17 protein-coding genes are annotated in these 19,318 nt (G+C 71.7%); 10 read left to right on the forward strand and 7 right to left on the reverse strand.

Annotated features, from left to right (window positions below):
• Window positions 1-27 precede the first annotated feature (27 nt).
• The 3 genes from ACJ512_RS00925 to ACJ512_RS00935 all read right to left on the reverse strand — a co-directional run bounded on the left by ACJ512_RS00925 (window position 28) and on the right by ACJ512_RS00935 (window position 2,936).
• Complete coding sequence (locus ACJ512_RS00925; RefSeq protein WP_369741257.1) at window positions 28-774, reverse strand: class I SAM-dependent methyltransferase; 747 nt, start codon at window positions 772-774, stop codon at window positions 28-30.
• Window positions 775-896: 122 nt separating this feature from the next.
• A complete protein-coding gene (locus ACJ512_RS00930) occupies window positions 897-2,273 on the reverse strand; it encodes an adenylate/guanylate cyclase domain-containing protein (RefSeq protein ID WP_369741256.1) in 1,377 nt (458 codons plus the stop codon).
• Between the two features lie 9 nt (window positions 2,274-2,282).
• Entirely contained in the window at window positions 2,283-2,936 is a 654-nt protein-coding gene (locus tag ACJ512_RS00935; RefSeq protein WP_369741255.1) for a TetR/AcrR family transcriptional regulator, read from the reverse strand.
• A gap of 106 nt (window positions 2,937-3,042) precedes the next feature.
• Here ACJ512_RS00935 and ACJ512_RS00940 point away from each other — a divergent pair, with 106 nt between their 5' ends.
• The 8 genes from ACJ512_RS00940 (at window position 3,043) to ACJ512_RS00975 (ending at window position 11,291) form a co-directional block, all read left to right on the forward strand.
• Entirely contained in the window at window positions 3,043-3,963 is a 921-nt protein-coding gene (locus ACJ512_RS00940; protein WP_369741254.1) for an oxygenase MpaB family protein, read from the forward strand.
• Between the two features lie 101 nt (window positions 3,964-4,064).
• Window positions 4,065-5,168 (forward strand): acyl-CoA synthetase family protein, encoded by a 1,104-nt coding sequence (locus ACJ512_RS00945; protein ID WP_369741253.1) that lies wholly within the window; start codon window positions 4,065-4,067, stop codon window positions 5,166-5,168.
• Window positions 5,169-5,176: 8 nt separating this feature from the next.
• Window positions 5,177-6,553: an aldehyde dehydrogenase family protein gene (locus tag ACJ512_RS00950; protein WP_369741813.1), complete on the forward strand. Its 1,377-nt coding sequence runs from the start codon at window positions 5,177-5,179 to the stop codon at window positions 6,551-6,553.
• Window positions 6,554-6,658: 105 nt separating this feature from the next.
• Complete coding sequence (locus ACJ512_RS00955) at window positions 6,659-7,564, forward strand: SDR family NAD(P)-dependent oxidoreductase (protein WP_369741252.1); 906 nt, start codon at window positions 6,659-6,661, stop codon at window positions 7,562-7,564.
• Window positions 7,561-9,123: an AMP-binding protein gene (locus tag ACJ512_RS00960; protein WP_407684990.1), complete on the forward strand. Its 1,563-nt coding sequence runs from the start codon at window positions 7,561-7,563 to the stop codon at window positions 9,121-9,123. Before ACJ512_RS00955 ends, ACJ512_RS00960 begins: the two co-directional genes overlap by 4 nt.
• A gap of 106 nt (window positions 9,124-9,229) precedes the next feature.
• Window positions 9,230-10,489 carry a type III sulfide quinone reductase, selenoprotein subtype gene (gene sqr / locus ACJ512_RS00965; RefSeq protein ID WP_407684989.1) on the forward strand — a complete coding sequence of 420 codons (1,260 nt, stop codon included), beginning with the start codon at window positions 9,230-9,232 and terminating at the stop codon, window positions 10,487-10,489.
• On the forward strand, window positions 10,486-10,803 hold the full coding sequence (locus ACJ512_RS00970; protein ID WP_407684988.1) for a TusE/DsrC/DsvC family sulfur relay protein: 318 nt from the start codon (window positions 10,486-10,488) through the stop codon (window positions 10,801-10,803). Before sqr ends, ACJ512_RS00970 begins: the two co-directional genes overlap by 4 nt.
• A 17-nt stretch (window positions 10,804-10,820) precedes the next feature.
• Window positions 10,821-11,291 (forward strand): DsrE/DsrF/DrsH-like family protein, encoded by a 471-nt coding sequence (locus ACJ512_RS00975; protein ID WP_407684987.1) that lies wholly within the window; start codon window positions 10,821-10,823, stop codon window positions 11,289-11,291.
• Here the strand turns inward: ACJ512_RS00975 and ACJ512_RS00980 are convergent.
• Complete coding sequence (locus ACJ512_RS00980; RefSeq protein WP_407684986.1) at window positions 11,284-11,586, reverse strand: hypothetical protein; 303 nt, start codon at window positions 11,584-11,586, stop codon at window positions 11,284-11,286. The two genes, ACJ512_RS00975 and ACJ512_RS00980, sit on opposite strands and share 8 nt — an antisense overlap.
• A gap of 30 nt (window positions 11,587-11,616) precedes the next feature.
• Here ACJ512_RS00980 and ACJ512_RS00985 point away from each other — a divergent pair, with 30 nt between their 5' ends.
• Window positions 11,617-11,802 carry a HypC/HybG/HupF family hydrogenase formation chaperone gene (locus ACJ512_RS00985; protein WP_407684985.1) on the forward strand — a complete coding sequence of 62 codons (186 nt, stop codon included), beginning with the start codon at window positions 11,617-11,619 and terminating at the stop codon, window positions 11,800-11,802.
• Between the two features lie 9 nt (window positions 11,803-11,811).
• Here the strand turns inward: ACJ512_RS00985 and ACJ512_RS00990 are convergent, their stop codons facing one another.
• Together ACJ512_RS00990 and ACJ512_RS00995 are read right to left on the reverse strand one after the other, a co-directional pair.
• Window positions 11,812-16,704, reverse strand: a complete 4,893-nt coding sequence (locus ACJ512_RS00990) for a cation-translocating P-type ATPase (RefSeq protein ID WP_407684984.1) — start codon at window positions 16,702-16,704, stop codon at window positions 11,812-11,814.
• Between the two features lie 325 nt (window positions 16,705-17,029).
• A complete protein-coding gene (locus ACJ512_RS00995; RefSeq protein ID WP_407684983.1) occupies window positions 17,030-17,254 on the reverse strand; it encodes a hypothetical protein in 225 nt (74 codons plus the stop codon).
• A 117-nt stretch (window positions 17,255-17,371) separates the two neighbouring features.
• Here ACJ512_RS00995 and ACJ512_RS01000 point away from each other — a divergent pair, with 117 nt between their 5' ends.
• Window positions 17,372-17,833 (forward strand): SRPBCC family protein, encoded by a 462-nt coding sequence (locus ACJ512_RS01000; protein ID WP_407684982.1) that lies wholly within the window; start codon window positions 17,372-17,374, stop codon window positions 17,831-17,833.
• 22 nt (window positions 17,834-17,855) lie between these two features.
• Here ACJ512_RS01000 and ACJ512_RS01005 read toward each other — a convergent pair whose 3' ends face one another.
• Window positions 17,856-19,292, reverse strand: a complete 1,437-nt coding sequence (locus tag ACJ512_RS01005; RefSeq protein ID WP_407684981.1) for an aldehyde dehydrogenase family protein — start codon at window positions 19,290-19,292, stop codon at window positions 17,856-17,858.
• Between the last annotated feature and the right edge of the window lie 26 nt (window positions 19,293-19,318).

The raw sequence follows: 19,318 nt of genomic DNA on the forward strand, positions 1-19,318 counted from the left end.
CGGCGAGCCGGTGTCCTCAGCGCCGGCTCAGCCCTTCTTGCCGCGCACCCATTGCAGCGTCCCGAGGTTCGTGACGCGCACGCTGGCGAACCCGTTGTCCTCCAGGATGTCGCCGATCTCGTCGTCGCCGAACGCGCGCACCCCGATGTTGGGCAGCATCTGCCACAGCCGCGCGGCGCGTCCGGCTGTCGGGACCATGACGGCCAGCCTGCCGCCGGGGCGCAGCACCCGGGCCATCTCGGCCAGGGCGGCCGCCGGATCCGGGATCAGCTGCAGCACCGCGATCGAGGCGACCGCATCGACGGTGTTGTCGCGCAACGGAAGTCGCTGAGCGTCGGCGCGGATGAAGCCGACCTGCGAGCCCGCCTCGTTGCGCACGGCCCGCGCCAGCATCGCCTCGGAGATGTCGACACCCAGCGCCAGCCCGTCCGGGCCGGCCGCGCGCGCCAGCGACGAGGTGACGTTGCCCGGGCCCGAGCCGACGTCGAGCGCCGTGCCCCCGGCCGGGATGTTCAGCCACTCGACGGGGTGGCGCCAGGCGCTGATCAGCCGCCGCGACAGGGCCTGGGCGTTGTCGTAGAGCATCGACCCGATCGGCGATGCCCACGCGGCCTGGATCGGGCCGGTGTTCTTGGCGACGCCGGCGTCCCCGGCCGGTGCGGTGCCGAGCAGATCCAGATATCCCCTGCTGACGTCCGGGTCGGCCGGGGGATCGGTAAGCAGGTCCATCGCGCGGCGCAGCGCGGGCGGCAGCGAGACGTGCACATCGGTCATGGGTGCTCCTTCGATCAAATGCCAAGCTGTACGCCGCAATTGGCGCTCTCGGCTCGGATGTCCCTCATGTGTAGCCTACGCCGGGCGGTGGGCGCCGGACTGTCCGGCGAATGTGGGATGAGTTAACGCCTGACGATGGCTTGCCCGCGGGACAGGGCGTACAGGCGCCACCGACCCGGCACCCCTTTGAGCGCGCTCTCGCCGCGGTCGTCGAACCGGTGCCGCGACCCGGTGACGATGTCGCGCACCGTGGAGGACACCAGCACCTCGCCCGGGCCGGCCAGTGCGCCCACCCGCGCGCCGATGTGCACGGCCATGCCGGCGACGTCGTCCTTCGCGGCGCCACGCACCTCGACCTCGCCCGCGTGAATCCCGACCCGCACCTCGACGCCCAGCACCCGGACGGCGTCCACGAGGGCGTCGGCGCAGGCCAGCGCGGCACTGGGACTGCTGAACGTCACGACGAATCCGTCGCCGGCCGTGTTGACCTCGCGGCCACCGAACCGCTGCAACTCGTGGCGCACGATGGCGTCGTGGTTGTCCAGCAGGTCGCGCCACCGGCGGTCGCCGAGCGCGGCGGCCCGCTCGGTGGAGCCGACGATGTCGGTGAACACGATGGTGGTGAGCAGCCGCTCGGCGTCGGAGCCGCCGCGCACCCCGGTGGCGAACTCCTCGATCTCGTCGAGCATCGGGCCGGTGTCGCCGACCCAGTACAGGGCGTCCCCGCCGGCGAGTTCGACCAGGCGCGATCCGGGGATGCGCTCGGCGAGGTAGTGGGCGTGCGCCACGGGGCTGAACGCCGGATTGTCGCGGTGCAGGATCAGCGTCGGCACGGCGATGCGGCCGAGGCGGTCGCGCACGTCGCCCTCCCTGATCTTGCGGACGAAGGCGCGCGCCATGCTCGGTGACGCCGCCCGGTTGCCGGCCATGTCCCACCAGGCGCGGAAGGCGTCGTCGTCGGCGACGCTGGGCGCGATGATGCCGAGGAGGTCGAAGCCCTGCTCGACGGCGTCCGGCTCCATGGCGGTCGTCGTGTACGGGTCGGCCGCGCTCAGGTCGGAGCCCATCGGGTAGTCCGGGGCGCGCAGCGTGCGCGCCGCGCCGTTGACGGTTACCAGGCCGCTCACCCGGTCGGGGTGATCGGCGGCCAGGACGATGCCGGCCAGCGACGTGAAGCTGGGTGCCAGCACCGTCGCGCGCTCGCACCCGGCCGCGTTCATGACCGCGATCGCGTCGTTCGCCCAGGACTCCGGTCCGATCATGTCCGGCGACGGGACCCGCGAGGACAGTCCGATCCCGCGGTGGTCGAAGCGGATCACCCGGGCGAACGAGGCCAGCCGCCGATGGAAGCGGTACATCGACGGCTCGTCGTCGACGCAGTCGATCGGGATGAACGGCCCCGGCAGCACGAGCAGGTCGACCGGGCCGCCGCCGAAGACCTGATAGGCGATGTCGATCTCGCCGCAGCTGACGTACCTGGTCCGCGTTACCGGCACCACGCGTCCAGGCTAATCCAGGTCGCCGACGGGGTCTGCCCTTTGCCGACCGCCGATGATCGGGACCAGGTAGCGGGCGGCGTAGGCGCGCACGGCGGCCGGGTCGGCGGTGTCGAGTCGGTCGGTGGGGAACACGATGATGCCGAGGGCGACCCGCAGCAGGATGTCGGCGACGTCGGCCAGCTCGGGGTCGGGCAGATCGGCGCCGCAGCGCCGCAGCGTGTGGGCGATCCCGTCGGCGAACTGCCGGATCGGGAAGACCTCGGAACGCGAGAACAGCCCGAACAACTCCGGTTCGCTCTCGGCGATCCGGGAGTACAGCGGTGAGTCCTGCACCAGGCGCACCCCCAGGGCGAACGCCTCTACCACGGCCTGCTGCGGGGTGCATCCGGCGGTGGCCCGGTCCAGCGTGGCGAAGAAGTGGCCGGCTTCGCGGCGGACCACCTTCTCGAACAGGGCGTCTTTGCTGGGAAAGCGCCGGTAGATGGTGCTGCGGCTGACCCCGGCGCGGGCGGCGACGTCCTCGATGTTCGCCCGGCGCACGCCGTAGGTTTCGAACACCGCCCGCGCGGTGTCCAGGATGACCCGGTCGACGTCGGCTTTCGCGGCTTTCTCGGCCTTGTGGGCCTTCTCGCCGAGGTCGCCGCCAGGGTTGTCAAACCGCATGGATCACGACCCCCACTGCAATCTCGACGTAGAAATGTTAGCCTGACACAAAGACACTATTTTGTGTCAATGAATCACGCAGGGCACGCGCCGACGAGGGGTGAGCATGACCGCCGGATCCCGGTTCGACCGTGATGTTCGCGAAGCGGTGCCCGTGCTGGTCGACGACGGCCCCGACGCGACACCGCGGCTGGGGCCCGACTCGCTGATCTGGAAGTTCTACGGCGATCACCGCACGCAGTTCTTCGGCTTCCAGCGCACGGCCGGGGTCGAGAACTGCATCGAGCAACTCGCCCAGGGCGTGCTCGACCACTCGGTGGTGTTCAGCGACACGCTGGGCCGGGCGCGGCGCACCGCGCCGCCCCTGATGGAGACCGTCTACTCCGGCGACCCGCACACGTGGGGCCGCAAGGTCCGCGACTTCCACAGGCCCATCAAGGGGACCGTCAGCGACGGCTCGCGGTACCACGCGCTGAATCCCGAGCTGTTCTATTGGGCGCACGCCACTTTCGTCGACCAGGTCATCTACACGGCCGACACCTTCATCCGCCGGTTGTCCCGCGCGGAGAAGGAACAGATCTTCGACGAGGGCAAAACCTGGTACGGCCTCTACGGGGTCAGCGACCGCGGGCAGCCGCAGACCTACGACGAGTTCCTGGCCTACTGGGATGCGATGCTCGACCGGTTCGTCCCCCACAAGACCGTTCTGTACGGCACCGGCTACATCCGCAAGGGGATACCGGGTCCGCGCCGGATCCCTGCGCCGATCTGGAAGGTCCTGTCCGCGCCGCTCAACGCCTACACCCGGCTGGTCCTGGTGGGCACCCTGCCCCCGCAGATGCGTGCGGTGTGCCAGTTGGACTGGAACGACAAGAAGGAGAGGCGCTTTCAGCGGTTCGCCGCCACCATGCGGGCGCTGAACCCGCTCATCAACCGCCTGCCCCTGTCGATGGTCTATCTGCCCTGGGCGGCCAGAGCGTGGCGCCGCGTGGGGGTCGATCCGCGTGGGCTGCACAACGGCGCCTGAACAGTTGAACGGCGCGTGACCGGAAGCGAAATTCTCTGTGCCGTAAGCCAATCGGCAGCCGAAGCCATTTGCCGCGCGGGTCCTGTGACAGGATCGGTGGCATGGCCGACATCGACTTCGCGCTGCTGGACGTCCCCAGGACGGCGCCGATCGACGACCCCGAGGCCTACCTGCGGGCCGCGATCGCCTGGCATTTCGGTCCGGACACCGGTTCGGCGTTCTGGCTGCGCACGGCCGAGGCGCTGGACTTCGACCCGCGTAGCGACGTCACGACCTTCGCCGACCTGCGCCGGTTTCCCAACCTGGTCAACGAACTGCGCGCCGTGCCGGTCGAGGACCTGGTTCCCCGCGGCTACGCCGCTCAGGGATACCCGGCGCCGCTGCCCCGCATCTTCGAGTCCGGCGGTACCACCGGCGCCCCAAAACGCACCGCGCAACTGCCGGATTGGTGTGCCCAGGTCGTCGAATGGCAGACCGAGGACTTCGCGACGGGCGGCTTCCTGCCCGGGCGCGGCTTCCTGTGCCTGATGCCCAGCGGGCCGCACGGGGTGGGCTACTTCTCGCGCCTGGTCTCCGAGCGGCTGGGGTCGGTGTTCCACCCGATCGACATCGACCCGCGCTGGGTCAAGAAGCTCACCGCCCGCAACGCCGCCGCCGAGGTGGCGGCCTACGTCGAGCACGTCATCGAACAGGCCGTCTTCGTCCTGCAGACGCAGGACGTCGCGAACCTGCACGCCACGCCGCCGCTGGTGCAGGCGATGGCCCGCGACGACCGCGTGGTGGACCTGGTGAACGCCAAGATCCGCTACCTGTTGCTCAGCGGCGCGCACGTGGACGCCGACACGCTCGACCTGCTGCGCGACATCTTCCCGGCCACGACCATCACGATGGCCTTCGGCAGCACCATGGTGCTGTCCCAGGCGGTCACCCGGACCGCCGACGACGGCACGTTCGTCTTCGACCCGCGCAGCCCCTACGTCGTGTTCCGGGTCGTCGACCCCGACACCGGCGCGGAAGTGCCCTACGGCGAACTCGGCCGGGTCGTGATGAACCACGTCAGCAAGGGGATGTTCATCCCGAACAACCTGGAACGCGACCTGGCCGTCCGCATGCCGGGACCGGCGGGTCAGGTCGGCGACTCGGTCAGCGCGGTGCGGCCGGTGAGCACCTTCGAGGGCGAGGCCGTCATCGAAGGCGTGTACTGAAAGGCGATCTGGTGCACATCGATGCGCTCGGCCCGCAAGGCGAGTACCGCACCCGAAACCGCGAAACCCTCCCCGGCGCGGCCGGCGACGCGGTGACCGAGCTGAGCATCGTTCCGCCGCTGTATGTTTCGCGAACCCTCACCGCGCAGCGCAAGGCCCGGCCGCTGCCGTTCGCGCAACGCGAGGCCGCGCTGGCCGAAGCGGCGCAGGTCTTCGCCGCCGCGACCATCGCGGGACTGGACTTCGAGGGCTATGTCGCTGCGGCGAGCCGGATCTCGGGGCTGCCGATCGCGGTCACCCGCGCCGGGGCGCGCGGAGTGGCCGGCGCGGTCGGCGGCGCGTTCGCCGCGGTGCGCCCGGCCCGTCCCGTCGGCGCGGCGCCGGACTGGCGCGACGAGCGGATCCGCGGCGGGGGCGCGGTGTGGGTGCGCCGCGGCGAGGTGTTCGCCGTGCACGCCGCCGGCAACGGCCCCGGTGTGCACGGCCTGTGGCCGCAGGCGCTCGCGCTGGGCTACCGGGTGGCGGTGCGTCCGTCGCGGCGCGAGCCGCTGACCGCGCACCGCCTGGTCACCGCGCTGCGCCGGGCGGGGTTCCGCAACGAGGACGCCGCCTACCTGCCGACCGATCACGGCGGGGCGGACGAGTTGATCCGCGCGGCCGACCTCGCGATGGTCTACGGCGGGCAGGACGTCGTCGACAAGTACGCCGCCGACCCCACGGTGGTGGTCAACGGGCCGGGACGGGCGAAGATCCTGATCACCGCCGACCGCGACTGGCGCGAGCACCTCGACGTCATCGTCGACTCGATCGCCAACCTGGGCGGCATGGCCTGCGTCAACACCACCGCGGTGCTCTGCGAGGGCGACCCCGCGCCGCTGGCCGCGGCGATCGCCGAACGCCTGGCCACCATCGAACCCCTGCCGAGCGGGGACGAGCGGGCCGTCCTGCCCACCCAGCCGCTCGAGAAGGCGCACGCGCTGGCGAGCCACCTGGCGGCCCGGGCCGCCGGGACCACCCCACTGCTCGGCGCCGACCAGGTGGTGGCCGAGGTGGGCGACGGGTGCGCCGCCCTGCGCCCGGCCGTGCACCTGTTGGCCGGGCCCGGCGCGGGCCGGCTCACCGACACGCTCAACACCGAACTGCCGTTTCCGTGCGTGTGGGTGTCGCCCTGGTCGCCCGCTGCGGGCGTGGCGCCGCTGCGGCATTCCCTGGTCATCACCGCGATCACCGGCGACGACGCGCTGATCGACGCGCTGCTCGCCGAACCGACCGTGAGTAACGTCTACCGTGGCCGCCACCCGACCTTCCAGGGGGCGCCCGAGATCCCGCACGACGGTTTCCTGGCCGACGTCCTGATGCGCAACAAGGGCTTCATCGACGACTGACCGGGGCCGCCGAAAGGCGTTCGCGACGCCGTGTGGTCTGCTAGCTGTAGAACGGTCGAGGCGCACGGTTGAGCCAGAGCCACCCCTCGGCGTGCACTCCAGCGGATGCGGCAGTCAAAGGTGAACGTGATAGCGCAGGCCCTTCAAGCGGCCACCGACCGATTGGCCAACCCGGCGCGGATCTCCGATCCGGACCGGCTTCGCGGCGCCGTTTCCGGCAAGACCGCCCTGGTGACGGGCGCGTCGTACGGGATCGGGGAGGCGACCGCGCGCAGGCTGGCCGCGGCCGGGGCGACGGTGCTGGTGGTCGCCCGGTCGGCCGACCGGCTCGACGACCTCGCGGCGTCGATCAACGCGGGCGGCGGGCAGGCCGTCGCCTACCCCACCGATCTCACCGACGAGGCCGCCGTCCGCGCGCTGACCAAGCAGATCATCGACGACCACGGCCCGCTCGACGTGGTGGTCAGCAATGCCGGCAAGTCGTTGCGCCGCTCGCTGCACCAGCAGTACGACCGGCCGCACGACTTCCGGCGCACCATCGACATCAACTACCTGGGGCCGATCTGGCTGCTGCTGGGGCTGCTGCCGGCGATGCGCGAGAACGGCGGCGGGCACATCGTGAACGTCTCCAGCGTCGGCGTGCGGGTGGTGCCCGGCCCGCAGTGGGGCGCCTACCAGGCCTCCAAGGGGGCCTTCGATCGCTGGCTGCGCAGCGTCGCACCGGAACTGCACGCCGACGGCGTGACCGTCACGTCGGTCTACTTCGCGCTGGTCCGCACCCGGATGATCGAGCCCACGCCGGTGCTGGGCAGGCTTCCCGGCCTGTCGCCGGACGGCGCCGCCGACGCGATCGCCAAGGCGGTCATCGAACGCCCGCGCTCCGTCGAACCGCCCTGGGTGTGGCCGGCCGAGCTCGCCTCGGTGCTGCTGGCCGGACCGGCCGACCAGGCGGCCCGGCTGTGGTACCGCCGGTTCTTCACCGAGACCGACACCGACGAGGCCGCGCGATGACCGACGGCGTGCTCACCACCGCCACCCGGGCGCTGCTGCGCTCCGGGCTGCTCAGCCCGCTGTCCCCGGCCGCCGCGTACCGGCTCCTGCACGAGGCGGGGCGCAGCCGCACCAACCCCTACACCCTGCTGGCGATCACGGCGGCCCGCTGGCCACGCCGGTCCGCCATCGTCGACGACGACGGCGCCCTGAGCTACCGCGACCTGCAGCGGGGGGCCGAGGCGCTGGCGCGCCGGCTGGCCGGCGAGGGCGCCGGCCCCGGCGGGGCGGTCGGGGTCATGTGCCGCAACGGCCGGGGCTTCGTCGAGGGGTTCTTCGCCGCCGCCCTCCTCGGCGCAGACGTGGTGCTGGTCAACACAGAGTTCCGCACCGACGCGCTGGCGGCCGCGCTCAAAGGTCACCGGATCACCGCGATGGTCGCCGACGACGAGTTCACCGAGCGGGTGCGCGCCGCCGACCGGTCGGTGGCCGTCGTCGACCCGGCGACGGCCACGGTGCACGACGGCGACCCGCGGCCACGGGTGGCCGCGCCGGGCCGCATCGTCCTGCTCACCTCGGGCACCACCGGAACGCCCAAAGGCGTGCCGCGCACCCCGCAGCTGCGTTCGGCGGTGGGTGTGTGGGTGACGATCCTGGACCGCACCCGGCTGCACACGGGATCGCGAATCTCGGTGGCGATGCCCATGTTCCACGGGCTGGGCCTGGGCATGCTGATGATCACGGTGGCCCTGGGCGGCACCGTGCTCACCCAGCGCCACTTCGACGCCGAGGCCGCCCTCGCGCAGGCGTCGCTGCATCGCGCCGACGCGTTCACGTCGGTGCCGGTGGTGCTCGCGCGCATCCTCGACCTGCCCGAGCGCGTCCGGGCGCGCAACCCGGTGCCGCACCTGCGGGTCGTGATGTCCAGCGGGGACCGGCTCGATCCCACGCTCGGGCAGCGGTTCATGGACACCTACGGCGACATCCTCTACAACGGCTACGGCTCCACCGAGGTCGGCATCGGCGCGCTGGCGACGCCGGCCGACCTGCGCGACGCCCCCGAGACCGTCGGGAAACCGGTCGCGGGCACCCTGGTGCGCATCCTCGACAAGCACGACCGGCCGGTCGGGCCGCGCGTCACCGGCCGCATCTTCGTCGGCGGCGACCTGGCCGGCGAGGGCTACACCGGCGGGGGAACGAAAGCGGTGGTCGACGGCATGACCAGCACCGGGGACATGGGTTATCTCGACAACGCGGGCCGGCTCTACATCGTCGGCCGCGAGGACGACATGATCATCTCCGGGGGGGAGAACGTCTACCCGCGCGCGGTGCAGAACGCGCTCGCCCAACACCCCGACGTCGCCGACAACGCGGTCGTCGGGGTGCCCGACGAGCGGTTCGGCCATCGGCTGGCCGCCTTCGTCGTGCTCCAGCCGGGCCGCGCCACCGACATCGCGGCGTTGCGCGAGTACCTGAAAGACCGGGTTTCTCGCTTCGAACAGCCCCGCGACATCCAGATCGTCGCGAGCATCCCGCGCAACGCCGCGGGCAAGGTCGTGCGCAGGGAACTGCCCATCTGAGGTGCCGTGCGCGGTGCACCGGCGCCGCGGATCGAGGACCTTGAGCCGCGGTATCGGGGACCAAAGACCCTGCGACGCCGACCGGTGGTCGGGGATTCTCGAAGGCGTGAACAAGCGAATCGTCATCCTCGGCGGCGGAACGGGTGGCACGTTGATGGCGAACCGGTTGCGCCGCATGCTCTCCGACGCCGTCATCACGGTCGTGGACCGTGATGACGCGCACGTGTATCAGCCCGGGTTGCTGTTCGTGCCGTTCGGGTTGATCGGCCCCGAGAAACTCGTCAAGTCCCGGGCCCGCCAACTGCACTCCGGTATTCGCTACGTTCAGCGCGATATCGACCGCGTCGACATCGAGGGCGACCGGGTCCATCTCAGCGACGGAACCGTGCTGGAGTACGACGTGCTCGTCATCGCCACCGGTGCCGTGCTGCTGCCCGAGGAGACCGAGGGCATGACCGGGCCCGGGTGGATGCGCAACGTCTTCACGTTCTTCAACCTCGAGGGTGCAAAGGGGCTGCACGACGCGCTGGCCGCGTTCGACCACGGCCGCATCGCGGTGAACGTCGTCGACATGCCGGTCAAGTGCCCGGTCGCGCCGCTGGAATTCTGTTTCCTCGCCGACGCATATTTCCGGCGCCGGGGCATCCGGGACCGGGTCGAACTGGTCTACGTGACGCCGCTGGACGGCGCGTTCACCAAGCCGGTGGCCGCCCACGAACTGGGTAACCTGCTGCAGCGCAGAGGCATCGAGCTGGTCACCGAGTTCAACACCGGAGAGGTCGACGGCGAGGCGGGCCGGCTGATCTCCTACGACGAGCGAACGGTCGACTTCGACCTCGCGGTCATGATCCCGGTGCACGGCGGGGCAGGGTTCATCGGCCGCTCCGCCGGCCTGGGCGACGAGCTGAACTTCGTGCTGACCGACCAGCACACCCTGCAGTCGAAGGCACGGCCGAACATCTTCGCGATCGGCGACACGACCAACGTGCCCACCTCCAAGGCGGGTTCGGTCGCCCACTTCGAGGGCGACGTGCTGGCCCACAACATCGTGCAGTTCCTCGCCGGCCGGCCACTCGATGCGCACTTCGACGGGCACACGAACTGCTTCATCGAGAGCGGGGACCAGAAGGCGCTGCTCATCGACTTCGACTACGACACCCAGCCGTTGCCCGGGCACTTCCCGCTGGCGGTGGGGATGCCGCTGCTGCGCGAGTCCCGGCTCAACCACCTGGGAAAGCTCGCCTTCCGCTGGCTGTACTGGAACGTGTTGCTGCGCGGCCGTGACATTCCCGGCATCGCCAGCCGGATGCCGCGCTCCGGCAAACGATTCGACACCGTGGCACAACAAGAGGAGCAGGTGACATGACGACAAAGGTCTACGCGGGTACCGAGGTGACCGTGAACGACGAGGGATTCTTCACCGACCCCACGCAGTGGAACGCCGACATGGCCCCTGAAATCGCCCAGGAGTGGGGCGTTCCCACGCTGACCGACCAGCATTGGCAGGTCGTCAAACAGATGCGCCACGAATACGAGCAGAGCGGCAGCGGACCGTCGGTGCGCGCGCTGAGCAAAAGCTCCGGCGTCAGCATCAAGGACCTCTACCAGTTGTTCCCGAAGGGACCCGCGAAGGTGGCCGCGCGAATCGCCGGCATTCCCAAGCCGATCGGCTGCATTTAACAAGGACGGAGCATCACATGGACGACGCGATCGAAAAGGTCTCCATCGTCATCTCCCAGGGCTCGCTGGAGGGTATCTACCCCGGCCTGATCATGGCCAACGGCGCCCGCGCCGAGGGCATGGAGGCGAACCTGTTCTTCACGTTCTTCGGCCTGGACGCCGTTCACAAGAGCAGGCAGAAGCGCGTCAAGCTCGCCTCCGTCGGCAACCCGGGCCTGCACATCCCCACGTGGATCGGCGGCCTGCCCGGCGTTTCCGGGCTGATGACGCGCTACATGGAAGACCGGATGGCCAAGCTCGACATCCCGTCGGTACCCGAGTTCGTCGAGATGATCGGCGACACCGGAGCCGGCTTGTACGCCTGCAAGGCGTCGGTGGATCTGTTCGGTCTCGGCCCGGACGACTTCATCGAGCCGGTGCAGGACAAGATCATCACGGTCGGCGACTTCTACCAGTTGGCCGCGGGCGGGCAGATCGTCTTCACCTGACCGCGGGCGAGGCCGAGGCCTCCGCGAAGAGCACCGGCAGGCGCGATCGCACGAGCCCACTTCGGATGCGGGCGCGCAGCACCGCGTTTTCGGCCAGCAGGTCTCCGGCGCACACGACGACGTCGGTGGGCTGGGCGCGGAGCAGTCGCGCGAGCGCGTCGGCGACGAAGTCCCCGAACGATTCGAAGACCGAGTTGGCCAGCAGGGGCGCGGGCGCGTCGGCGATCCGGTAGCTCATCAGGCTGCGCAGCAGGCGCCGCCCGTCGAACATGTTCCGTCCGTCCCGGTCGATCACGATCGTGTCCACCTTGACCCCGCCGGAGGTGTGGTTGGCCGCGGCGAGGTCGGCGTCGTCGAGGGACAGGACGAGACCGCGCCGGCCGTCCTGTTGGAACCGGGCACGCTGGCGCCGGGCTCCTGGGTGCTGATCCACCTCGGCCTGGCGATGTACGAGATCGACGAGGCCGACGCGAAGGCGACGCTGGCCTTCCTCGACGCCGATCCGGCGTGACGATTGCCCCTATTCGGGCTTCGGGCCGCCGTTCCAGACGCCGGGAATCTGCGCGGCGATCTCGGCGGCCTTGGGCTCCAGGGCCGCGACCCGCCTGGCCAGCCAGTTGGGTGCCAGCACCGAGACGGCGGTCGCGCCGGCCGTGGCGCCGATGACACCGCTCCAGGCCACCGGTCCCAGCGGGGTGCACCCGAAGAAGTGGCTGACGCCGGGGGTCTGCACGATGGCCACCAGCACGCCCGCGCTGCCCAGCGCCGTGCCCAGCACCAGCGGACTGTGGCGGCGCGTCAACAGGGTCTGCGCCAGCTGCGTCGTCACCAGTGCGGTCAAACCCATTGTGGCCGTGCGTTTTTCGGTGCCGAAGGTGTAGCGCCCGATGCCCCAGGCCGCCGTCGCACCGGCGGCGGTCACGGCGCCGCGGGTGACGATCTGGCGCAGCAGCGGCGCGTCGAGCGACGGCGCCGGCCCCGCGAGGGCGGCCCGCTGGAAGGCGCGATGCAGTTCTTCGGCGTCGGCGTCGGCCACGGTGCCGGCCGCTTCGTCGGTCTCGTCGGGCTGCGGGTATTGCGGGGTGACGGCCACCGCGAGCGCGGGGAACATGTCGGTGAGCAGGTTGACCAGCAACAGCTGCCGGGTGCCCACCGGCGCCCGGCCGGTACCCAGCGCCGTGCCGATGATGGTGAACAGGACCTCGCCCACGTTGCCGCCGACCAGGATGCCCACCGCGTCCCGGACGCCGCCCCACATGCCGCGCCCCTCGACCAGCGCGTCGAGCAACACGCCCAGGTCGCTCTCGGTCAGCACGATGTCGGCGGCCCCGCGGGCGGCCGAGGACCCCCGCCCGCTCACCCCGATGCCCACATCGGCCATCCGGATGGCGGCGGCGTCGTTGGCGCCGTCACCGACCATCGCGGTGACCTGCCCGCACGCCTGCAGCGCCGACACGATCTGCACCTTCTGTTCGGGGCTGACGCGGGCGAAGACCTGCACGTCGGCGGCGACCTTGGCCCTGGCCTCCTCGTCGAGGGCGGCGAGTTCGGCGCCGGTGATCTCCCGCGCGTCCGACGGCAGCCCCAGCTGGCGGGCGATCGCCCGCGCGGTCACCGGATGGTCACCGGTGATCAGCACCACCCGGCGGCGGGCGGCGATCAGCGCCTCGATCAACGGCCGCGCGGATTCGCGCGCGGTGTCGGCCAGGCCGACGTAGCCGACCATCTCGAGGTCGCGGGCGGCGGCGTCGACCGCGTCGGCGTCGGTGTCGTCCTCGGCAAGCCCGTGCTCCCAACGGCGCTGCGCCACCGCCAGCACGCGCAGACCCTGCTCGGCCAGGCGCAGCACCAGGGCCTCGGCGTGCTCGCGGCCGGCGTCGGCGTCGGCGAAGCGGCAGCGCGGCAGGATCTCCTCGGGGGCGCCCTTGACCACGAGCGTCGGCACCTCGCCGGCTCCGGCGGTGCCGATCGCGGCGGCATAGCCGCGGCTGGACTCGAACGGCACCTCGGCGAGCAGCGTCCACCCCGAATCGCCTTGCCCGTTCAGGGAATTCGCCGCGGTGAGGATGGCCTCGTCGGTGGCGTGCGCGTGCCCCTGCCCGTTCTGCGGCTGGGTGCTGCTGCGTGCGGCCGCACGCAGCACTGCCGCCGCCCGCGGGTCCGTCGCCGCGGGCAGCTCGGCGTCGACGGCGGTTTCGTGGGGGACGCTGCGCACCACCCGCAGATGGTTCTCGGTGAGCGTGCCGGTCTTGTCGAAGCACACCGTCTGGACCCGGCCCAGCGCCTCGACCGCGCGCGGGGTGCGCACCAGCGCCCCGCGCCGGGACAACCGCTGGGCGGCGGCCAGCTGGGCGAGGGTGGCCACCAGCGGCAGGCCCTCGGGGACCGCGGCCACCGCGATCGCGACGCCGTCGGCGACGGCCTGACGCAGCGATCCCTTGTGCACCAACGCCAAACCCGTCACCGCCGCGCCGCCGGCCAGCGTCAGCGGCAGCACCTTGCTGGTCAACTCCCGCAACCGCGCCTGCACCCCGGCCGCCGACTCGACGTCGGCGATGGCCGAGATCGCGCGTTGCGCCGCGGTGCCGGCGCCGGTGGCGACCACGATCGCCCGCGCGCGCCCGGCGACGATGGTGCTGCCCTCGAACAGCATGCTGGCGCGGTCGGGGTCGGTGACGGCGACGGGATCGACCTGCTTGTCGACCGGCAGCGACTCACCGGTGAGGAAGGACTCGTCGACCTCGAGGTCCTCGGCCACCAGCAGGCGCGCGTCGGCCGGCACCACCTCCGGCGCCACCAGGTCGATGACGTCGCCCGGGCGCAGCGACTTGGCGCTCACCGTGGCCGTGCGCGGCGCGGAGCGGGCCGCCTCGAGCCGCCGCTGCGAGGTCGCCATGGTGGGAAGGACGACGCGGCGCGCGAGTTGGTCCTGCTCGGCGAACAGCTCGGCCACGGCCGCCTCGGCCCGCAACCGTTGCATCCCACCGACGATCGCGTTGGCGGTCATCACGCCCGCCACCAGCAGCGCGTCGATGTTGCTGCCGACGATCGCCGAGGCCGCCGCCCCCACCGCCAGGATCGGTGTCAGTGGGTCGGCGAGCTCGGCCCGGGTGGCGGACAGCAGCCGTCCCAGCTGGGCCGCCGGCGCCCGCAGCGGCGCCAGCGCCGGGTTGTAGGACAGGTCGTCCAGGACGCGTTGCCACGGCGCGATGCCCGGCTCGACGGCCAGCGGCCGGGTGCGGCTGGACAGGCGGGAGTAGACGATCTCGGGATCCAGTGCGTGCCAGGCGGTCAGCGGCTGGGGGGTGGGCACGGGCTGGCGCAGCACGCGGGTGGCCGAGAACGCCCCCTGCACCAGCGCGGCCGCAGCGGCTGCGTTGACCGGGTTGAGCCAGCGCTGCAGGGCCAGGGGGTTCGCGGTGGCCCCCGGGTCGCCGGTCACCAGCAGCAGCCCGGCCAGCGTGCTGCCGCCCTTGGCGAGGCGCACCGACGACTCGGTGGCCTCCCGGGCGACCGGCAACGCGGACAGGATTCGCACCGCCGCGGCCAGATCGGTGCCCGTGATGATGTCGGCGGTCCACGGCGTCGCGGCGTGGGGATCGTCGAGCGCGACACCGACGTCGGCGACGGCCAGCGCCGCCAGCGTGTCGGTCGAGGCGAAGTCGGGGTGCAGCGCGGTGATCAGCAACACCGGCCCGCGGTCGGTCCGCAGGTCGCGCACCAGCTGCAGCAACGGCGTGCCCGGCGGGTGGGTCACCGCGACGCTGGCCGCGAGGTCCTCGGTGCCCGCGACGTGGCGCAGCACCACCCGGGCGCCGGTGCGGTGTGCGGTCTGCAGCAGCGGGATCGCGAAGGGATCGACCTCCCAGCCCACGTCGACGCTGCCCACGACCTCGCCGTCGACGACGAGATCGGCGTGCTCGAGGCCCTGGGCCGGCGCCGCCGACGGGCCCTGCGCGGGCACCCGGCGCAGGCGCGCCCCGGTGGCCGGCAACTCGTCGGCGTCGGGCTCGGGCGGTTGCTCGGCGTGCAGCAGCGCGTCGGCAACCTCATAGACCCGGTCGTCGTCCCAGCCGGGCATGTCCCCGTGCGCGCGCAACACCGCGCGGTGGTCGCCGCGCAGGGCCGCCCCGTCGATGACGACCACCTTGACCCGGTCCAGCCGGCGCAGGGCCCCGGGGTCCAGGATCAGCTGCCCGGCGTTGGCCAGGCCGCGGCCCAGCACCGCGGCGAACGTCTGGCGGCCCATGTGGGCGGCTCTGGGTACCCCGGCCAGCAGGGCGCCGGCGGCGTCCTCGGTGCCGCCGCCGGCCAGCAACGCGGTGGCCGCGGCGATCAGCGACGCGTTGGCGGCCTGGTCGGCGTACTCCTCCACGGGCCCGGCCATCGACCCCTTCGCGGTGTCGATGGCGGCATGGACGGCCCCGCCGACCATGACGTGGGACGCCTCACCGGCCGCCGCGGCCGCCGAGTTGTGCCGCAGGGCCTGCGATTTGGGCCCGGCCGACGAGATGACGGGCACCACCGGGGCCTGCGGCCGCCGCGGCGAGGCGAGCTCCGGTTCGCGCTCGCGCCATCGTTGCCGGTGCGCCGCCGCCTCGGAGATCTGCAGGCTGCGCTGCGCCAGGTCGAGCATCGGTGTGCCGATCGCCTGGGTCAGCCCGTTGGAGACCGCCGCCGAGGCGCTGAGCAGCACGTCGGTGCCGACCCGGCCCAGCCGCGACTCCAGGACCGAGACGATCCTCGGCTGATGGTTCAGCAGGGCCGACGCCGCGCGCGCGCTGCGCGGCGCGACGGGCAGCCGGCCCACCCAGCCGGTGACCGCGGCGCCGATCGCCGCGACGTCCATCGCCGCGGCCGTCAGCGGCACCAGGATCGCCAGCGGGTTGCCCGGGTCGGCGAACGGTGCGGTGCGGGTGGCCGGGCGCGCCCCGGCCAGTGCCAGGTCCTCGGCCACCCGGGAGACCGTCCGGCGCACCTCGCCCAGGACCGCGTCGCAGTCGGCCTCGCCGTCCAGTTCGACCACCAGCCGGCCCAGGGCCCCCTCCACGTGGGCCGTGGCCACGCCGGGAATCCGGCGCACCGGCTCCTCGACGACCGGCGCATGCTCGTGCCAGCTGGGGAACGGCAGCAGCGGGTCGAGGTCCAGGTGCACCCGCCGCCCGCTCTGCCAGCGCACCTGCGGCATGACGTGGTTCGCCGAACCGTTGGAGGAGGCACTGCCGATGCCGATCGCCCGGCCCGTCGTCTGCGCCATCGACTGCATCACGGGACCGGCCAGCTCGGTGACCGGACTGGTCAGCATCTGCACCGCGCCCACGGCGCCGGCTGCGGTGGATACGCCGGCTCGGAGGACCTCCGCGGCACCGCCGGTCACACCGGCGATGACGCCGGCCACACCGGGAATCCTCATTCCGTCACCCTATCGATCACGTCTACCGCGCCTAATGGTCCTGGCGTGCCGGGAGCCTGTCCACAGGTGCGCGGTACCAAGGCCGAGCGATGACAAGGGAAAACGCGGCGGCCCGGGAAATCGCGCGGTTACCGGCGTGTCGAATCGCTTCACTGCCGTAAATCGTACCGGGTTCGCCGGAGGGCGAAACGTGGAGCACGGGCGCGCGGCGGGCGACGGGCCGGCCCCGATGGCGCGATCGTGTCCTGAAATGTTTTGGGCGTCAAAGGGAACGGAGTGGGTGCGAGCAATGCGGCCCGCCGCTGCCCGGCCCGGGAAATCGGGCCTACAGATACCGGTGGTTCGAGCGTCCGACCTGGTAGCCCGCCGGGAAGGTCTTCTCGATGACCTGCAGGTGATGGTCCACCCTGGACTCCAGCTCGAGGACCACGCAACTGTCGCCGAGGGCTTTGGATTCGAGAACGATGTAACGCTGACCACAATCGATGATCGGGTCGCCCGAGTGCAATTTCTCGACCGGTACCGACTCCGGAGTTCCGTCTGGCTCCATCCATGACACGTTAGGTCAATTCCTCGGGTGAGGGAATATGCCGGCGTCGGCGCGAACCTTCGCGGCGCGGCGGCCTTCGCGCTTGCCGGGCGTCCGCGTCGGGCTAGGTTGTCACCCATGAGTTGGTGGTTCGCCCATGCCGAGCGGACGCTGTCCGAACAGGTGCCCGCCGCGCCGGATCGGGTCCACGACTTCTACGTCGACCTGGACAACATCAAGGTGGTGCATCCGTTGATCGTGTCCGTGGCGGCCGGGCCCCGCGTCGACACCCCCGACGGCTACCGCCAGGGCTATCGCGTGGTCGATCGGATCCCGCTGGGGCCGTTGACGTTGCGGATCACCTACCGGGCGACGCTGCACGTGCCGGCCCACGGCGACGTGCGGACCGAGGCCGACCAGTCCCCGGGGGTCCGGCTGCGGGGAACGGTGAGCTTCGCGCCGGCCGCCGGCGGCACCCGGCTTACCGAGCACATCCGCATCACGGCGCCGCGGCCGCTGGCCCCGGTGACGACGCGCGAAGCGGTCAAAGCGCACACCGCGATGCTGGCCGGCATCCGGCGCCACTTCGAATCCGCTTGAGCAACAGCCGTTCTCGCCAGGCCTACCGGGCGGATTTGTCGGGCGCGTAGCCCAGGATGCTCTTGACCTCCAGGTACTCGTGGAACCCGAACGAGCTCCACTCCCGGCCGTTGCCGCTGCGCTTGTAGCCGCCGAACGGCGCATTCAGGTCGAAGGCGTGGTTGATGGTCACCCACCCTGCCCGGATCTTGCGCGCCACGGCGCGCGCCTTGTCGAGGTCGGCCCCCGAGACGTAGCCGGCCAGGCCGTAGTCGGTGTCGTTGGCCAGCGCGACGGCGTGGTCGAGGTCGTCGTAGCCGAGCATGCACAGCACCGGACCGAAGATCTCCTCGCGGGCGATCGTCATGTCGTTGGTGACGCCCGCGAAGACGGTGGGCCGCACGTAGTAGCCCGCGCCGAGGCCGTCGGGCCGGCCGGGGCCGCCGGCGACGACCGTCGCGCCCTCGTCGACGCCGGTCTGGATCAGCCGCTGCACCTTGTCGAACTGCGCCCGCGACGCCACGGGCCCGATCGCGGTCTTGTCGTCGGGGTCGCCTACCCGCACCTGCTCGGCGGTCTCGCGCGCGATGGCGACGGCCTCGTCCATGCGCGAGTTCGGCACCAGCATGCGCGACGGCGCGTTACAGCTCTGCCCGGAATTGGGCATCATGTTGGCCACCCCGGCGCGCACGCCGTCGGCGAAGCCCGCGTCGTCGAGCACGATGTTGGGGCTCTTGCCGCCGAGCTCCTGGGTCACCCGCTTGACCGTGGGGGCGGCGGCCTTGGCGACCTCGACGCCGGCGCGCGTCGACCCGGTGAAGGACACCATGTCGATGTCGGGATGGCCGGCCAGCGCCATGCCCACGCCCGGCCCGTCGCCGTTGACCAGGTTGAACACCCCGGCCGGCACGCCGGCGGCATCCAGGATCTCGGCGAAGACGCGGGCCGAGAACGGCGCGACCTCCGACGGTTTGAGGACCATCGTGCAGCCCGTCGCCAACGCCGGGTACACCTTGACCGCGATCTGGTTGAGCGGCCAGTTCCACGGCGTGATCAGCCCGCAGACGCCGATGGGCTCCCGGGCCAGCAGCGTGGCGCCGTGTTGTTCGGAGAACGGGAAGTTCTTCAGCACGTCGATGGCGGTGGCCAGGTGCGCGAGCCCGAGCCCGACCTGCGGACCCGCCGCCAGCGACGGCGGTGCGCCGATCTCCTCGGTGACCGCGTCGGCGAGATCGCCCGCACGCATTTGGTATTCGGCGAGGATGGCCTCCAGCAGCTCGAGGCGCTGCTGCCGACTGGTCTGCGACCAGCCGGCGAAGGCGCGACGGGCCGCGGTGACCGCCACGTCCACGTCGGCGGCCGAGCCGAGCGAGATCTTCCCGGCGACCCGCTCGGTCGCCGGGTTCTCGACGTCGAACGGGTTGGGCCGCACCGGTCCGACCCACCGGCCGTCGATGTAGAAATCCAGGTATTCGCGCATCAGATCCTCCTCGTCCTACTGGGTGC

It is taken from the genome of Mycobacterium cajalii (genome assembly GCF_045809005.2).
Taxonomy (GTDB): Bacteria; Actinomycetota; Actinomycetes; order Mycobacteriales; family Mycobacteriaceae; genus Mycobacterium.